The organism is candidate division KSB1 bacterium, from assembly GCA_034506255.1.
GTDB lineage: Bacteria > Zhuqueibacterota > Zhuqueibacteria > Zhuqueibacterales > Zhuqueibacteraceae > Coneutiohabitans > Coneutiohabitans thermophilus.
The window spans coordinates 425,366-441,927 of sequence record JAPDPX010000007.1; the positions used below are offsets into that span (position 1 = coordinate 425,366).

Annotated in this window: 12 protein-coding genes and 1 pseudogene; 7 read left to right on the top strand and 6 right to left on the bottom strand. The window is 60.9% G+C overall.

The window, feature by feature from the left end; translation table 11 throughout:
* Positions 1-224 precede the first annotated feature (224 nt).
* Positions 225-1,634: a hypothetical protein gene (locus tag ONB52_16505; GenBank protein MDZ7417739.1), complete on the top strand. Its 1,410-nt coding sequence runs from the start codon at positions 225-227 to the stop codon at positions 1,632-1,634.
* A 3-nt stretch (positions 1,635-1,637) separates the two neighbouring features.
* Here ONB52_16505 and ONB52_16510 read toward each other — a convergent pair whose 3' ends face one another.
* The 6 genes from ONB52_16510 to ONB52_16535 all read right to left on the bottom strand — a co-directional run bounded on the left by ONB52_16510 (position 1,638) and on the right by ONB52_16535 (position 10,115).
* A complete protein-coding gene (locus tag ONB52_16510; protein ID MDZ7417740.1) occupies positions 1,638-3,317 on the bottom strand; it encodes a formate--tetrahydrofolate ligase in 1,680 nt (559 codons plus the stop codon).
* A gap of 184 nt (positions 3,318-3,501) precedes the next feature.
* Positions 3,502-4,377 carry a 2-oxoacid:ferredoxin oxidoreductase subunit beta gene (locus ONB52_16515; GenBank protein ID MDZ7417741.1) on the bottom strand — a complete coding sequence of 292 codons (876 nt, stop codon included), beginning with the start codon at positions 4,375-4,377 and terminating at the stop codon, positions 3,502-3,504.
* Entirely contained in the window at positions 4,338-6,119 is a 1,782-nt protein-coding gene (locus ONB52_16520; protein MDZ7417742.1) for a 2-oxoacid:acceptor oxidoreductase subunit alpha, read from the bottom strand. Before ONB52_16520 ends, ONB52_16515 begins: the two co-directional genes overlap by 40 nt.
* A gap of 575 nt (positions 6,120-6,694) precedes the next feature.
* Positions 6,695-7,207 carry a cytochrome c-type biogenesis protein CcmH gene (locus tag ONB52_16525; protein ID MDZ7417743.1) on the bottom strand — a complete coding sequence of 171 codons (513 nt, stop codon included), beginning with the start codon at positions 7,205-7,207 and terminating at the stop codon, positions 6,695-6,697.
* 454 nt (positions 7,208-7,661) lie between these two features.
* Positions 7,662-8,945, bottom strand: coding sequence for a 4-hydroxybutyrate CoA-transferase (locus ONB52_16530; protein MDZ7417744.1), 1,284 nt, complete (start codon positions 8,943-8,945; stop codon positions 7,662-7,664).
* A gap of 42 nt (positions 8,946-8,987) precedes the next feature.
* Positions 8,988-10,115 (bottom strand): alanine dehydrogenase, encoded by a 1,128-nt coding sequence (locus tag ONB52_16535; GenBank protein MDZ7417745.1) that lies wholly within the window; start codon positions 10,113-10,115, stop codon positions 8,988-8,990.
* A gap of 727 nt (positions 10,116-10,842) precedes the next feature.
* Between ONB52_16535 and ONB52_16540 the strand changes: the two genes are divergently transcribed.
* From ONB52_16540 to ONB52_16565, 6 genes and pseudogenes are all read left to right on the top strand, one after another.
* Positions 10,843-11,298, top strand: coding sequence for a MerR family transcriptional regulator (locus ONB52_16540; protein ID MDZ7417746.1), 456 nt, complete (start codon positions 10,843-10,845; stop codon positions 11,296-11,298).
* Between the two features lie 154 nt (positions 11,299-11,452).
* A complete protein-coding gene (locus tag ONB52_16545; protein ID MDZ7417747.1) occupies positions 11,453-11,758 on the top strand; it encodes a hypothetical protein in 306 nt (101 codons plus the stop codon).
* A gap of 79 nt (positions 11,759-11,837) precedes the next feature.
* Positions 11,838-14,078 carry a molybdopterin-dependent oxidoreductase gene (locus tag ONB52_16550; protein ID MDZ7417748.1) on the top strand — a complete coding sequence of 747 codons (2,241 nt, stop codon included), beginning with the start codon at positions 11,838-11,840 and terminating at the stop codon, positions 14,076-14,078.
* Positions 14,079-14,133: 55 nt separating this feature from the next.
* Positions 14,134-14,669: pseudogene (locus ONB52_16555) on the top strand (4Fe-4S dicluster domain-containing protein).
* A 90-nt stretch (positions 14,670-14,759) separates the two neighbouring features.
* Positions 14,760-15,707, top strand: a complete 948-nt coding sequence (nrfD, locus tag ONB52_16560; protein MDZ7417749.1) for a polysulfide reductase NrfD — start codon at positions 14,760-14,762, stop codon at positions 15,705-15,707.
* 130 nt (positions 15,708-15,837) lie between these two features.
* The gene (locus tag ONB52_16565; protein MDZ7417750.1) at positions 15,838-16,356 is read left to right on the top strand and encodes a YeeE/YedE family protein; all 519 of its coding nucleotides are present in this window, start codon (positions 15,838-15,840) and stop codon (positions 16,354-16,356) included.
* Positions 16,357-16,562: the final 206 nt, after the last annotated feature.

Sequence of the window (16,562 nt, forward strand, 5' to 3'; positions counted from 1 at the left end):
AGGTGTCAGCGCTGGCAGACAAAATTGCCGTAATGTAGAACCTGCAGCTTGATATGCAAGAAAACTTTTGCCTCCACGGCAATGTGTGGCATGGCGCACAGGCATTCCCGCCTGCCGACAGGATCTCTGCGCAACCTTCCCCCACGTGACCGAGGCATTACCATCCGCAAGATTTGCAGATTGCCCGTAATTGGCAGGAAGAAAAGGACAGAAAGGAATTCGCGATGAAAAGGGATTCTCGCAGGCGCAGGCAGGCACTCCACCTCGCCCTCCTGGCTGGCATGGGGAGCGTTCTTCTGAGCTGCACACTTCCGACGAAGGAGGAGCCCTCGCCGGCGGTGATTGAAGGCAGGATCGTCGAGCAGGGCAGCGAGGAACCCATCAGCAATGCGCTGATCGAGGTGCCGGACTATCTCGCGAGCACCCGCAGTGATGTCAACGGCAACTTTTCCCTCACCATAGCCCTGCCCGACACCACTTCCCGGCTGATCACGTTGGTGATTTCACGGGAAGGCTACCGGACCGATTCCCTCCGCTCTCTCATCATCAAGAACGACAAAGTTCTTTCCCTCGGCAGCCATCGGCTCAGCCGCGAACGGGCGATCAGTTCCGGGCCCGCCTCCAATGTGGTCCTGGTGGCGGTTGAAACCAACACCATCTATGTAAAGGGATCAGGCGGGAATGAAACCGCGGATCTGACTTTCGAGGTGAGAGACGCCAGCGGCACGCCGGTTGATCTCAAACATCGCGTCACGCTCAATTTCTCCATTCGCGGCGGACCGGGCGGCGGCGAATTTCTCAATCCCACCTCCGCAGAGACCGATAGTGCGGGCCGCGCGATTGTCACGGTCAACAGCGGGACTCTGGCCGGCGCGCTGCAAATCGTCGCCTCGATTGCGGGGCAGAACCTGTTCTCCGCGCCCATTCCCATCGCCATTCACGGCGGTTTGCCGGATGCGGCGCATTTCTCGGTGGTGCCCAACCGCCTTAATTTTGCTGGTTACAACCTCTACGGCCTCACCAATGTGGTGACCGCGTTCGTGGGCGACAAGTATTCCAATCCCGTGCCGCCCGGCACCAGCGTGTACTTTCGCAGCACCGGCGGCCTCATCGGCGGCTCGGCCGTGACGGATGAGATGGGCCGTGCCACCGTGACCCTGCTCTCCGCCAGCCCGCAACCGCAGGGCATTCCCGGTGCAGCCTTTCCCTTCAGCGAACGCGGTTTTGCACGCATTGAAGCTCAAACGGTGGACGCCAACGACCAGACGATTTCCACTTCCACCGTGGTGTTGTTCTCCGGCCGCACGCAGGTCGATCTCTCCCCGCGCACCTTCCGCCTGGAGCCGCAGGGCGTGCAGCTTTTCAACTACACCGTGAGCGACCAGAATCTCAATCCCCTGGTGGCCGGCACCACGATCAAGGTGGGCACCGATATTGGCAAGGTGACCGGGATTACCGAATTCACGCTGGAAGACACGCAATCGCGCGCCTACACCAACTTTTCGTTCGTGCTCACCAACTCCCAGCCCGACAGTTTTCTGGTGAAAACCGCCACCCTCACCATCGAGGTCAACAGCCCAAATGGCAACGCGAAACTGACGGCCACCGGCGAGATGCTGCCGATCGTGCGCTGAGGCTCAAAACAAGCCGCTGATGGTGCCGTGCTCGTCGACATCCATGTTCATGGCGGCGGGCACCGGCGGCAGGCCGGGCATGAGCATCATGTCGCCGCAAATCATCACCAAAAAGCCGGCGCCCGCCGAAAGCTGGGCATCGGTGACGGTGAGTGTCCAGCCGCGCGGCACGCCCAGCGCACGGGGATTGTCGGAGAGCGAGGCCTGGGTTTTGGCCATGCAAATGGGCAGCCTGCCGTAGCCGTGTGCCTCGAAGATTTCAATCTTCTTCTGCGCCTTCTTTTCAAAGTAGACGCCCTCCGCTCCGTACATCTCCATCGCGATCCGGCGCACTTTCTCTGCCACCGGCTGGTCGAGGTGGTAGAGAAAGCGCGGCTGGAGAGGACGACCGGCCTCCGCCTGCGCCACCACCCGCTCGGCCAGCGCCATCACGCCCTCCCCGCCCTTCAGAAAAGCCTCGTGGGTCGCGCATTCGGTTTCCAGGCGCTGGCAGAGATCGAAAATGGCGTTGATCTCCGCCGGCGTGTCGTGGGGGAATTTGTTGATCGCAACGATCACCGGCACGCCAAACTTGCGCAGGTTGCGAATGTGCACTTCGAGATTGGCCAGACCCTGCTGAAACGCCGCGGGGTTCTCCCGGCACAATTCCTCCCCCTTGTCGGGCACGCCGCCGTGCAGTTTGATGGCGCGGCAGGTGGCGACAATGACCACCGCCGAGGGCCACAGGCTGGATTGCCGGCAGACGATGTCGAAAAACTTCTCGCCACCCAAATCCGCACCGAAACCGCATTCCGTCACCACGTAATCCGCCAGCTTGAGGGCGATCCGGTCGGCGATCACGCTGTTGGTGCCGTGCGCGATGTTGGCAAACGGCCCGGCGTGCACCAGCGCCGGCGTGTGCTCGATGGTCTGCACCAGATTGGGCATGATGGCATCGTTGAGGATGACAGCCATGGCTTTTTCCGCCTGCAACTCGCGGGCGCGCACGATCTCGCCCTTCAGGTTGTAACCCACCACGATTTCACCCAAACGTATCTTCAAATCCGGGCGGGAGCCGGCGAGCGCGAGAATCGCCATCACTTCCGAGGCCGCGGTGATGACGAAACCCGATTCCCGCGGAATGCCGTTGACACGGCCGCCCAGTCCCGCCACGATGTGGCGCAGCGCGCGATCGTTCATGTCCAGCGCGCGGGGCCACACGATGTTGGTGACATCGATGCCCAACGCGTTGCCCTTGTGCAGGTGATTGTCCAGCATCGCCGCCAGCAGATTGTGGGCGGCGGTGACCGCGTGGATGTCACCGTTGAAATGCAGGTTGATCAGCTCCATCGGGATCACCTGCGAATAACCGCCGCCGGTGGCTCCGCCCTTGATGCCAAACACCGGCCCAAGGGAAGGTTCGCGCAGGCAAATGATGCCTTTTTTACCGAGACGCGCCAGTGCCTGGCCCAGGCCCACCGTGGTGAGGGTCTTGCCCTCGCCGTGACGGGTGGGCGTCATCGCCGTCACCAGAATCAGCTTGCCGTCCGGACGGCTGGAAAACTTTTGCAGGGTTTCCAGACGAATCTTGCCGGTGTACTTGCCATAGAATTCAAAATCATCGTCGGAAATGCCGAGTTGCTCCATGATGTTGCGAATGGGATTCAACGTGGCACGCTGCGCGATCTCAATGTTGGAGAGCATGCTTCTTCCTCGCAGTCTGCACAATGACACCGCCCTGCCGTCAAATGGCGCCCGGGGACGGCCGGGCCGGTGCATCACATTCCTGAAGGTCTCACTCGAAATGTCAAGAACCCCGGGGAGGGTTCATCGCGCGGATATGCTGGCGCCGGCAGGACAATGGCGCGGCCGGGCTTGCCAGGACGCCTCAATCCTGCGCCGACTCCGGTTCGGAAACGTGATACTGCCGCAGCAGATCAGCAAACGCGACGCGGCCGCCCTGCTGCGCCCGCTGCACCAGCTCCTGCAGGCGCTGCTCATACGTGGGTAATTGCTTTTGATAGATCACCCCCAGCGAAATTTTGCCCGTCTCATTGCTCACCTGCCAGGCCTGATCGAGCGAGCCGGGATCGTAATCCGCGGGCAGGTCCACCGCCAGTTCGCGAATGATGTCGAATTGCTCGCGGCCGACGAACGTGACGCACGGACTGAGCAACTGAATGAAGGCAAAGCCGGGATGCTGGATGCCGCGCACAATGAGATCGACGCATTGCTCGACATTGGCGGAAAAGCCGCGGGCAATGAAGGTGGCTTCATAACTGAGCGCGAGCTTGACGGGATTGAGCGGCGCTTCGATGATGCCGTAGGGCATGGATTTGGTTTCCTGATCAAAGCCGGTGGTGGGCGAAGTCTGCCCTTTGGTCATGCCATAGATGCCGTTGTCCATCATGATGTAGGTGAGGTCGACATTGCGGCGCGCAATGTGTGGCAGATGTCCGCCGCCGATGCTCAGGCCGTCGCCGTCGCCGCCCACCGCGATCACGGTGGTGGCAGGCCGCGCCAGCTTCACACCTTGCGCCACCGGCAGCACCCGGCCGTGAATGCTGTTGAAGCCGTAGGTCTTGACATATCCCGGCAGCCGGCTGGAGCAGCCAATGCCGGAGATAATGGCGACTTCTTCCAGGGGCAATTGCAACCGCGCCAGCGCTTGATAGACGGCGTTCAATACGCCAAAATCGCCACAGCCCGGACACCAGACCGGCTTTACATCGCTGCGATAGTCTGTTGCAGTGTAGTTTCCCATAGGGCATCGACCTCTTTGATGGCCTCGATGATTTCCTGCACGGTAAAAAGCGTCGCGCCCAGATGCTGGTGCACGCGCGTGTTGTGCGGCAGGTTGAGTTGACTCTTCAGATAGTTGTAAAACTGGCGGTCCGCCATCTCCACGATCAGCAGCCCCTCCAGCGGGGTCAGGAAGTCCTGCAATGGCGTCACCGGCAGGGGCGCGAGTTGGCGCAAAACCATCGCGGCGACCTTTCGGCCCTCCCGTTGCAGCCGCGCCACCGCTTCCTGCACCACGCCTTTGGTCGATCCCCAGGCCAGAATGCCAATCTCGGGATCCTGATCGCCGCAGCGCCACAACAGGCCAGGCTCCTGTTTGCGGATGGTCTCGCTCTTCAACGCGCGTTTGCGCGTCATCTTCTCATCCAGCTCGGCATTGGAGGTGGGACGGCCGGTCTCATCGTGTTCGATACCGGCAGCGGTGTACATGCCGTTTTTGATGCCGGGTGCAGAGATCGGTGACACCCCGGAGTCCGTGAATTTGAAGCGTTGATAATGCTGCAGCTCCTCTGCGGTCGGCAAAGTTCGGGTGATGACCTTGGGTTGAAGCGCGGCGAAATCGACCTGCGGGATGACTTCCAGGCGCTGCCCCAGGAATTGGTCGGTGAGCAGCAACACCGGCAGTTGATATTTCTCGGCGAGATAGAAGGCGTGCACCGCGAGGGTGATGGCATCGGCGGCGTCGGTGGGTGCCAGCACCACGCGCGGCAGATTGCCATGGCCGCCGAAAACCGCGTGGTACAAATCTGCCTGGGTGGTTTTGGTGGGAATGCCGGTGCTCGGGCCGGCGCGCTGCACATCCACCACCACCAGCGGCAGCTCCGCCATTGCTGCCAGACCGATGGCTTCCGTCATGAGAGACAGGCCCGGGCCGGAGGTGGCCGTCATGGCTTTGACGCCCGCGAAAGAGGCGCCGATCGCCATGGTAACTGCCGCGATCTCGTCTTCCGTTTGAACGAAAACCCGGTCAAAGCGCGGCAGCTCGCGCGCCATCCATTCCATGATCTCGCTGGCCGGGGTGATGGGATAGCCGGCGAAAAACTTGACGCCGGCAAACAGCGAACCCAGGGCCACGGCATCGTTGCCGGTGAGTACGAGTTTGGCTTCGTGGTTGCTGACGGTCCAGTTATAACGCCGCCGGGTGGTCTCCGCCTGTGCCAGCATCACACCGGCCTGAAAGGCCGAGAAATTGCTCTGCTGCACCGCCCCGCCTTTTTTGGCAAAACGTGTCCGTATCGCCTCCGCGAAGCCATGCTGCGGCAAATCAAACCAGCCGGCGAGAAAACCCAACGCCACGAGGTTCTTCGCCTGCGCCCCACCGGTGATCTGCTTGGACGTGGCGGCAAACGGCACGGCCACAAAGCGCACTTTGTCCGGCACTTTCAGATTCGGCGGAGGCGCGTCCTCGCTGTCATGCATAATGATCCCGCGTGCACCCAGCCTCACCTCGCCGGCAAAACGATGAAAATTGCTCCAGCTCAACACCACCATCGCATCCAGGGCATCACCCTGGCAGAGCACCGGCGTCTTTCGCAAACGGATTTGCGCCAGGCTTTCGCCGCCGCGAATTTGCGGTCCATAGCTTTTGACCATCATGCTGTACAGACCGTCCCGCGCCGTGGCATGAATGAGTATCTCGCCGGCGCTCACCACACCCTCACCGCCGCTGCCGACGATTGCGAAGGTCGAATCTTCCTCGTGCATTCGGTTGTGCCTCCATTGTTGTGTGTTTTCGGCTTGCGCGGTTTGCCCCACCCCATGCCCAAAAGGGCGGCCCGGCTTCGGGAGCGGGTTCGACAACAATTATACCATCCCGGCTGCCACCAAATGATCGACAACTTTGGGCACTTTTCAATGATTTAGAGCCAAAAGACTTCCCCCCGCACGGGCAATTTTTCCAAAAATGAGAAAAGGAGGGGCGGGAATTCTCAAGAATTCTAAAGCGCGCCGGTCACAGATTGCGAACTTTCAAGCGCATGCTCTTGCAGCGTAATCCCTCAATAAAGTGTGAAGTAACGCAGACCTCCCTGTCTGCAGACAAGAGGTCGGCGCTACGTCCACACGTAACTGAGGCATTACCGTGCAGCCGCCTCGCTGCTGCGGCGCAATCCGCTGCGCAAGCAACGCCGGTTGGATCGCGACGCCCGACCATCCAAGGGGTGGGGCAGAAAAAATTCTGCAGGCAAGCGTGCGGTCAACTCCGGCAGGAGTGAACTGTTTTGAGTGATGCAGTGCCTCGCATTTCCAAAAACAGGGCAACGGTCAGAACCGCCCCCGGCTCACCGGTTGAATTCCGCCAACTCACGCTCGAATCTCGCTTCATAGCTGTCATCAACTGGTGCGGCCTTGGCTGCCGGTGGCGTGGCCGCGAGAGGCTGCACGTGGCGCAGATAACGCCACAGAATCCAGCCACCCAGCGGCAGGGCGATAATCGGCAAAATCCAAACCATCAGGTTGAAGCCGGTGGCTGCGGGCGTGGCCAGAATGCGCTCGCCATAGACGGCCACGAATCCCGCGATGATTTGCTGTTCTGTCTGGCCGCGCTGCAGCGCCATGCGGATTTGCGCCTGAATCTGATCAGCCGCTTCTGATTGATGCACATCCGCGGTTTGCGACCAGCAGCATGGTGCCATGAGTTTGCCGGCGATTTGCCTGACCTCCGCGTCAGCAACCGTGCGCAGCGAATCACCGGCCGGCAGCGCCGGTGCGGCGTTCCCCTGCGAACCTGCCAGCATCACAGCAACGACAGCGCAATACAGTAAAAGCAGCGGACGATTTGCTCTCAGCCACATGATTACTCCTCGACAGTTTGTCTCAACCGGCCTTGCCGCACGGGTGAAGGGCGGTATGAGAAAAAAGTTTGATGCATGTTCCGGCACGGCCTGGCTGCAACTTGAATACTTCCGCGGGGCACGACCACGCTTTGCTCCGCAGGATCGCAAGATAAAGCCACGGTTAAACGGTGCGAGACGATTATTTGAGAAGCACCTCCGGCTTCGTGTTCTTGCGTGTTTTGGCTCTGGGCTTGACCACCTCGCACAAGTTGGCGGCATGGTGCTGGAAACCTGTGCGACAAGAGCTTCCCTGCCCGTGTAATCTGCAGTAAACGATCGCTGTAATTCCAAATGCCGGTCCGGGATCGCAGCCTTTTGTGCAGGGAGGTGTTAGCACGGCACCCGACCCGCACTCAAGGGCCAAAGCGCCGCCGTCCTGGCGGCGTCACAACCCCGGCTGCACGGCAACGGATCAAATGTACTTTCTCATCCTGGCAAAGCTCTCCAGCTCGTCGCGAAACTTCGGGTGTGCAATCTCGATCATGGCGCGCACACGCTCGCGGATGCTGCGGCCGTGCAGATAGGCGATGCCGTGTTCCGTGACCACGTAGTGCACGTCACCGCGGCTGGTCACCACGCCGGCCCCCTCCTTGAGATGCGGGACGATGCGGGAGATCTGTCCGTTTTTGGCGGTCGAGGACAGCGCGATGATCGGCTTGCCGCCCCGGGAGCGTGCGGCACCGCGGGTGAAATCGACCTGGCCGCCGAAACCGGAATAGATGGTGTAGCCGATGCTGTCGGAGCATACCTGGCCGGTGAGATCCACTTCCAGTGCGGAGTTGATCGCGACCATGTTGTCGTTGCGCGCCACCACGAACGGGTCGTTGGTGTAGTCCACCTGGTGCAGCTCGAAGACCGGGTTGTTGTGACTGTAGTCATAAAGCCGCTCGCTGCCCAGCAGGAAGGTGGCGATCACCTTGCCGGGATGCAGGCTCTTGTAGGCATTGGTCACGATGCCGTCTTCAATCGCCTGCATCACGCCATCGGACACCATTTCGGTGTGAATGCCGAGATCCTTCTTGCCCTGCAACAGCGAGAGCACGGCATCCGGGATGCCGCCGATGCCGAGCTGCAGCGTGGCACGATCATCGATCAGGGTGGTGATGTGCTGCGCGATGCGCATCTCGACTTCGGTGAAGGGTTTGGGCTTGAGCGTGGGCAGCGGCTCGGAAACTTCGACAATTTTGCTCAGGCGGGAAACGTGCAGGAAGCAATCGCCCAGCACACGCGGCATCTTTTCATTCACCTGCGCGATCACCATTTTGGCCGATTCCGCCGCCGCTTTCGTGGCGATGGTCTCCACGCCCAGCGAGACAAAACCGTGCTCATCCGGCAGTGAGGTGTGAATGATGGCGACGTCCAGCTTGATCTGTCTGCGAAACAAATCGGGGATTTCGTAGAGGAAAATGGGGTAATAATCGGCGCGGCCCTCGTTGACCGCCTCGCGGTCCGCCGGCCCGACGAACAGGGATTTGCGCCGGAAATGACCCTGCATCTCCGGCCGGCTCAGGGGGTCCTCCCCCAGCATCAGCAAAGTAAAAACGTCGACGTTGTACAACTCATCCTTGCGCCGGGAAAGCGCCTGCACCAAAACATAGGGCGCGGCCGCGTTGCCCGAGGTGAAGATCTTGTCGCCGCTTTTTATGAGAGCAACCGCCTGCTCGGCTGTCGTGAGCTTGCTGCGATAGTCTTCCATCCATTTCATCGTCGCACAGTCTCCTTTCGCTTGAAACAGGGGTCAGCCTTGCGTGGTCAGCAAAACTTCCATGTCGGTATAGTCGCTCTTCGTCATCTCGGACACCCCCAGTTGCGTGCTGTGGCCGTTGTAGAGATAAATGCCCCGGCGCAACGGCGACAGGCTGCGCAGCGCGGCCTCCAGGCCGTCATTGGCCACCTCCAGCACCCAGGGCAGCACGGCATTGTTCAGGGCGTGGGAAGCGGTGCGCGCCACCGACGCCGGAATGTTGGGCACGCAATAGTGAATGACGCCGTGTTGCACAAAAGTCGGGGAGGAAAGCGTGGTGGGCCGGCTGGTGGCGACACACCCGCCCTGGTCAATCGAGACATCAATGATCACCGACCCGGGCTTCATCTTCTTGACCATCTCCTCGGTCACCAGGCTGGGCGGCCGGCGCCCGGGAATCAACACGGCACCGATCAGGACATCGGCAAGGCGGGCCCAGCGCTCCACCAGCAGCGGCGTGATCACCGTGGTCGCCACGCGCTTGTCCAGCAGGCGGTCGGCAGCGCGCAGCTTGTCGAGATTCTTGTCCATCACCAAAACCTGCGCCCCGAGCGCGGAAAAGGCGCGCGCCGCGTTGAAGCCCACCACGCCGGCGCCCAAAATGACGACCGTCGCCGGGGTCACGCCCGAAACGCCCGCAAGCGTGATGCCGCGGCCGCCATACTCGCTTTCCAGCAGCCGGCCGGCGATTTGCGGCAGCAGATTGCCCGCAATTTCACTCATGGCGGTGAGCACCGGCAGATTGCCATCCGGCTGCTCGATGAATTCGTAGCCAATGGCGGCCACTTTTTTCTGCAACAGGGTTCGGAGCACAGAGGCGCGCGTGATGCCGATGCCGAGCAGCGAGAAAATCACCTTGCCGGCCTCGAGGTAGCGACATTCCTCCTCGGTGGGCGGCTGCACTTTGACGATGAGCTGCGAGCGCCGGAAGACCTCCTCTCCCGAAAAAACGATCTGTGCACCGACTTGCTGGAATTCCTGATCCGTGAAGCCGCAAGTTTTGCCCGCGTCCTTCTCCACGTGAACCACGTGCCCTTCCTGCACCAGGGCAAACACGCCCACGGGGGTCAGGCCGACGCGGCGCTCCTCGATGGAGGTTTCTTTGGGAATCCCGATGTTCATGCTTCTCTCCTTTCATGGATATGGCTGTCCGGCGCGAAGCGTGGCACCGCACGCCGAAGCCCAGCGGTGACGCGACGGCTGCTTTTGCCCTAACCCGGGCCACCCTGGCCGCTGCCGACGGGCCGGTTCGACATTCATCACCCGCGCGGCCTTGCCGGCAACCAGCCGGCAATCTTGTTCGACGCCTGATGCAGAACGTCGCGCAGCTCTTCGAAAGTGTCACACTGCTCTGCCCACTCTCGTGCCACCCTGCCCGAGGCCGATTTATCATCGTGACAACAGCCTGGTGTGAAATTTATTTCATACTCCAGCGAGCCACTCCTGAAATGGCAAAGGTGGCGAGTGAGCAAACCGCAAATTGCCAATCTTCAAGAAGTATGCCGCTATTGCAGCAGCAGGGAGAGGAAAAAACATTGGGAAAACAGACGCTTGAACCGGTGACCGCCCGCCCAAGCTTGGTCGTTTTCCCACAATTGCAAATTCACCCGTCTTTTTTCGCAAGCCCGGCAATCTGCAGGATGGTAATGCAAAAATGAGAAAAGTACAGCTTTTTTCTTCCCGCAAATGAGAAAGCCCGCCCGGCCGCATTTGATGCCTGCGGCATAATTCCCAACTAATCAAGCGCAAAAATCCTCCCGGCATGCTGGCCCAATGCTTGCGAAAGCTGTATTGCAAAATACAGGATTGACAATTTAACGGCCGGCTAGCCGGCGAGTTCTTGCATCCCATGTCCAGTCTGAACCTCGACACGGAGTCCCGCTTCAAAATCCGGCAGGTGGCCGCACAACTCGGTATTGCGGTGGAGACCATCCGCATGTACGAGCGCGCGGGACTGCTTCTGCCGCGGCGCACCGCCAGCGGACAGCGCGTGTTCAGCGAGGCCGACATACACTGGATCGCCTGCCTCCGCCGGTTGCTCACCGAGCGCGGTCTCAACCTCGAGGGCATTCGTCGCATGCTGGCATTGCTGCCCTGCTGGCAGATCAAGCCGTGCAGCGAAATCGAGAGGAACAACTGTCCGGCATATTTGAACGCCATGCAGCCGTGTTGGATGGTCAAGCCGCAGGTGGCGGGTGCCTGCCGGACACTCCCCTGCCACGATTGCAACGTGTACAAAAGCGCGCAGCATTGCGACAATCTCAAGGCGCTCCTGCGCCGGTACATGGCGCCCTGCCAGCAATGAAACTGGCATGGCGGGGCAGCGGTCAGCCGGCGATGTTGACTCGATTAAAACGCCGCACAGACATCCTGCTGTCTGCGCCGCAGCAGGTTCACACTCACGATAGCTTTTCGGGAGGATCATGGACGCGGTGACTTCAGATGATGGAGGTGTGGTGATGAAAGACAAAATGATGGGATCAGTCGTGCCGGCTTCGCTGCGGACAACCGGCAGTGTCGCCCGGGCAACCATAGGTTGCTTCGCGCACGGTTACGGCATCAAGTGCAAGGCGCTCGCCGGTGCCGGTGTCGCATTGCCGTCCGGCAGCATCAGCCCGGCCACCAAGCACCGCGAAATCAGCTTCACACTTCTGCACGGCTTCGCCAAGCGCATCAGCGGGCCGAACCCATTGGAGGGTGCAGGCCGGCAAACCATCACACTGCAAATGAACCAATGGGAATTTGAAATCGGATATTCGTTCTGAATTTGACGGGGGCAAAGCGTCACGCCTATCTCTCAGAGCGCGCGGCATTTTGTCCCCACCCACAGCAAGGGATTGAGCCATGTCCTCCAAGCTTTCACGACGTGACTTCATCAAGATCAGCGGACTGGGTCTGGGCGCCGCGGCAGCAGGCGGCGGTGCACTCAAAGCCCTTTTCGAGGCCAACCGGCACGACATGCCCACCGTCCCGGCGCTCACCGGTTTCAGGAACGGCCCGGTGACGCTGACGCCCACGGTCTGCGAGATCTGTTTCTGGCAGTGCGCCGGCTGGGTGCATACGGTCAACGGCCAGCCGTGGAAGATCACCGGCAATCCGGCGGATCCCAATTGCAACGGCCGGCTTTGCCCGCGCGGCACCGGCGGTCTGGGCGCCTATCTTGATGCAGACCGCCTGCGCACGCCGCTGATTCGCACAGAAGTGCGCGGCCGGCAGAAGTTTCGTGAAGCCTCGTGGGAGGAGGCTTTCGCCTATATCGCCGACAAGATGAAAAAGATCGCCGCCGAGCATGGCCCGGAGTGCCTCGCGCTGTTCACGCACGGCTCCGGCGGTGCCTACTTCAAACACTTGCTGCGTGCCTTTGGTTCGGATAACGTGGCAGCGCCTTCCTATGCCCAGTGCCGCGGGCCGCGCGAAGAGGCCTACATGCTCACCTTTGGCGATGAGATCGGCTCGCCCGAGCGCACCGACATGCAAAACACCAGGTGCCTGGTGTTGATCGGCAGCCACCTGGGCGAAAACATGCACAACACCCAGGTGCAGGAATTTGCGGAGGCGGTGGCCAACGGCGCCACGGTGATCACCGTCGACCCGCGCTTCTCGGTGGCGGCCAGCAAGTCCAAATACTGGCTGCCGATTCGCCCCGCCACTGACACCGCGCTGCTGCTGGCGTGGATTCACGTCATCATCGAGGAGGAGCTCTACGACAGGGAGTATGTGGAAAAATACACGGTGGGCTTCGCCGAGCTGAAGGCGGCGGTGCAACACAACACGCCGGAGTGGGCCCACCCCATCACCACCATCCCGCCGGAGGTCATTCGTCAGACCGCGCGCGAGATGGCACGCCATCGCCCGGCAACCCTGGTGCATCCCGGCCGCCATGTGACCTGGTATGGCGATGACACGCAGCGGGTGCGTGCCGGCGCCATTCTCAATGCGCTGCTCGGCAGTTGGGGCCGTCGCGGCGGTTTCTATTTCCCCAACAAAGCCGAGGTGCCCGCTTATCCGCATCCGCCCTATCCCAGGCCGAAACGCACCTGGCGGGACGCCTTTCCCGACAAATATCCCCTGGCCAACCTCGCGCTGGCCAATGGCATTTGTGAAGCGACCATCCCCTCGGCAACGCGCGATTGCAACTTCAAGGGATGGATCGTGTATGGCACCAATCTCATGCTCACCCTGCCGGAGCCGCAAAAGACCATCACGGCGATTCAGCATCTCGATCTGCTGGTGGTCATTGACATCATGCCGGCGGAGATCACCGGCTGGGCGGACGTGGTGCTGCCGGAATGCTCCTATCTCGAACGTTATGATGACTTGCGCATCCTGCCCGGCCGCGTGCCCAGCATTGCGCTGCGTGCCCCGGCTTTTGCACCGCGCTTCAATTCCAAACCCGCCTGGTGGATGGCGAAGGAGCTGGCCCGCCATCTCGGCCTCGAGGCCTATTTCCCCTGGCAGAATTTTGAAGAATATCTCGAGGCCCGCCTGCGGCCGCTCGGCACCAGCCTGGCGGAGATGAAAAAGAAGGGCGTGCTGGTGCTGGAAAATCAGCGCCAGCCGCTTTACCTCGCCGAGGGTGCGGCACATGTCTTCGACACGCCCAGCGGCAAGATCGAGCTGGCTTCCAGCCAACTTGCGGAAATGGGCTTCGACGCCGTGCCGAAATACCAGCCGCACGAGGAGCCGCCCGAGGGGTATTACCGGTTGATCTATGGCCGCGCCCCGACGCACACATTCGGCCGCACCACCAACAATCCCATACTCGCCGAAACCATGAGCGAGAATGAAGTCTGGGTCAATCCCGTGGTGGCCCGGCGCAACGGCATCCACAACGGCGATTATGTGGTGCTGGTGAATCAGGACGGCGTGCGCAGCAACAAAGTGAAAGCCAAAGTGACCGAGCGCATCCGCCATGACTGTGTTTACCTGGTGCACGGTTTCGGCCACACCGACCGGCGCATGCGCCGCACCTATCTGCGCGGCGCCGATGACACCGGCCTGATGACGCGCGTGAAAATCGATCCCATCATGGGCGGCACCGGCATGCGCGTCAATTTCGTCACCCTTGAAACAGCAAGCACCTGACGCAAGCGAGATCATCCGCAGTCAATCACCGCCCTGTGAAACCTGGAGCCCGATTATGCCCCGCTACGCCATGGTCATTGACACGAAACGCTGCGTCGGCTGCGCGGATTGTGTCGTGGCGTGCAAAACGGAAAACAATGTGCCCGACGGTTTTTGCCGGGACTGGATCGTGCAGGAAGTGCACGGCGCATTTCCCAATTTGCAAATGGAAATTCGCTCCGAGCGCTGCAACCACTGTGAGAACGCACCGTGCGTGCGCTGCTGCCCCACCGGGGCCAGTTACATCGCAGCAGGCGGCATCGTGCTGGTGAATCACGATGAATGCACCGGCTGCAAGGCCTGCATTGCCTCCTGCCCCTATGACGCGCGCTTCGTCCATCCCGAAGGCTACGTGGACAAATGCACATTTTGCATTCACCGGGTGCAGCAGGGGCTCCCGCCCGCGTGCGTGGCGGTGTGCCCGCGAAATGCATGCACTTCGGCGATCTCGATGATCCCAACAGTGAAGTGAGCAAACTGCTGGCGGCGCGGCCGCATCATACCCTGCTGCCGGAAGCGGGCACCCAGCCAAAGGTCTTTTATTTGCGTTGAGGCTGACAGCAGCGTCCCCGGACGCCTGCCGGCAGAAAACTTTCAGCCCGCAACGGGCTGCGACGAACCTTGTTGACAACGGAGCCTCACATGCCCGAACTCGATGTCACCAGCGGCAGAAACATGCACCTGATCCATCCCCATCTCACCATCTGGGGGTGGGAAATTCCGCTCTATTTGTTTCTCGGCGGCCTGGTCGCCGGCATCCTCTTCTTTTCCGCGCTCTACTTCCTGCGCGGCAAGGCCGAGGAGCTGCCGACCGTCGTGCGCGTGACGCCACTGTTTGCCCCGTTCCTGCTCGCCCTGGGTTTGCTGGCTCTCTTTCTCGATCTCGAATACAAGCTGCACGTCTTCCGCTTCTACACCAACATCCGCCTGGAATCGCCGATGTCCTGGGGCTCGTGGACGCTCGCGGTGATTTTCCCCCTGAGCGTGATCTGGGCGGGGATGCATGTGGATCACGTCTTTCCCCGCTGGCGCTGGCCTTGGCCCTGGCTGGAAAAACTGCTGCTCTTCTTCAAACGATATGCGCGTGCCGTGGCCTGGTTGCTGATCGTTTATGCGGCGCTGCTCGGCATGTACACCGGCATCTTGCTCAGTGCCTTCAATGCCCGCCCGTTTTGGAACTCCGCCATCCTCGGGCCCCTGTTCCTGGTTTCCGGTCTGTCAACGGGTTTGGCGCTGAATCTCCTGCTCTCGCACAGGGAAGGAGAAAAACATTTGCTCGGCCGCCTGGACGTGATGGCCATCAGCGTCGAGCTGTTTCTGATCATTCATTTGTTCATGGGATTTCTCGCCTCCACGCAGGTGCATATCGACGCCGCGAAACTTTTCCTGGGCGGCCCCTACACCGCCAGTTTCTGGGTGTTCGTGGTGGGCCTGGGCCTGTTGCTGCCCATGGTGATTGAGCTGCTCGAACTGCGCGGCGAAGTCCTGCCAACCCGCATTCCGGCCCTGCTGGTCTTGTTTGGCGGCTTGCTGCTGCGCTTCATCGTTGTCGAAGCCGGCCAGGTGAGTCATTGGAGCATGGGGATGTAACGCCGGGGCGGGTGCGCAAATCGAACCACACGCTCATGCTGGTGGAAGCCGGCGCGAGGCGGGCATGATAGTAAATCATGCAGAGTCCTGCTCGAGATGAACTGGAAAAGCAATTCATGGAGAAAGCACGATGCCAGAACCCCAAGAGAAATACTGGTCGCCCTATCTCGCCGGCGTGGTGCTCGGCCTGGTGTTGCTGGCGACCTTCGTGATCATGGGCCGCGGTTTGGGCGCCTCCGGCGCGCTGATGCGCGTGACCACTTATGCGGTCGATCAAGTCAGCCCCGGCCTGGTGGACAACAATCCCTACCTGGCGCAGTATGCCGGTGGCAACAAGAACCCCTTGCAGGATTGGCTGGTGTTCGAGGTCATCGGTGTGATCGTCGGCGGCCTGCTCTCCGGCCTGCTGGCCGGGCGGATTCGCTTCCTCACGGATCGCGGTCCGCGCTTCTCCGCCGCCGGGCGGCTGGTGTTCGCCTTTCTTGGCGGCGGTCTGATGGGCTTCGGTGCGCGCCTGGCGCAGGGCTGCACCAGCGGCCAGGCTCTCACCGGCGGTGCCACGCTCGCGTTCGGCAGTTGGGCCTTCATGATGACGATGTTCGCCGCAGCCTATGCCCTCGCCTATTTCGTGCGCCGACAGTGGATATGATTTGAATCGACGGGACGACAAGACGGATGGAAGGAGTCGTTTTATGCCTGCTCCATTTTACCCACAAGCGTTGTTCAGCGGTATCCACCCGGTGAACCCATCTTGAAGCTTGCCACAGTAAGAGATATTTTTGAACTTTTTTCAGCGCGCACTTTTGTGGCGACCAGCCGGAAATGGCAACCGAATGGCAATTCAGATAACGGCCC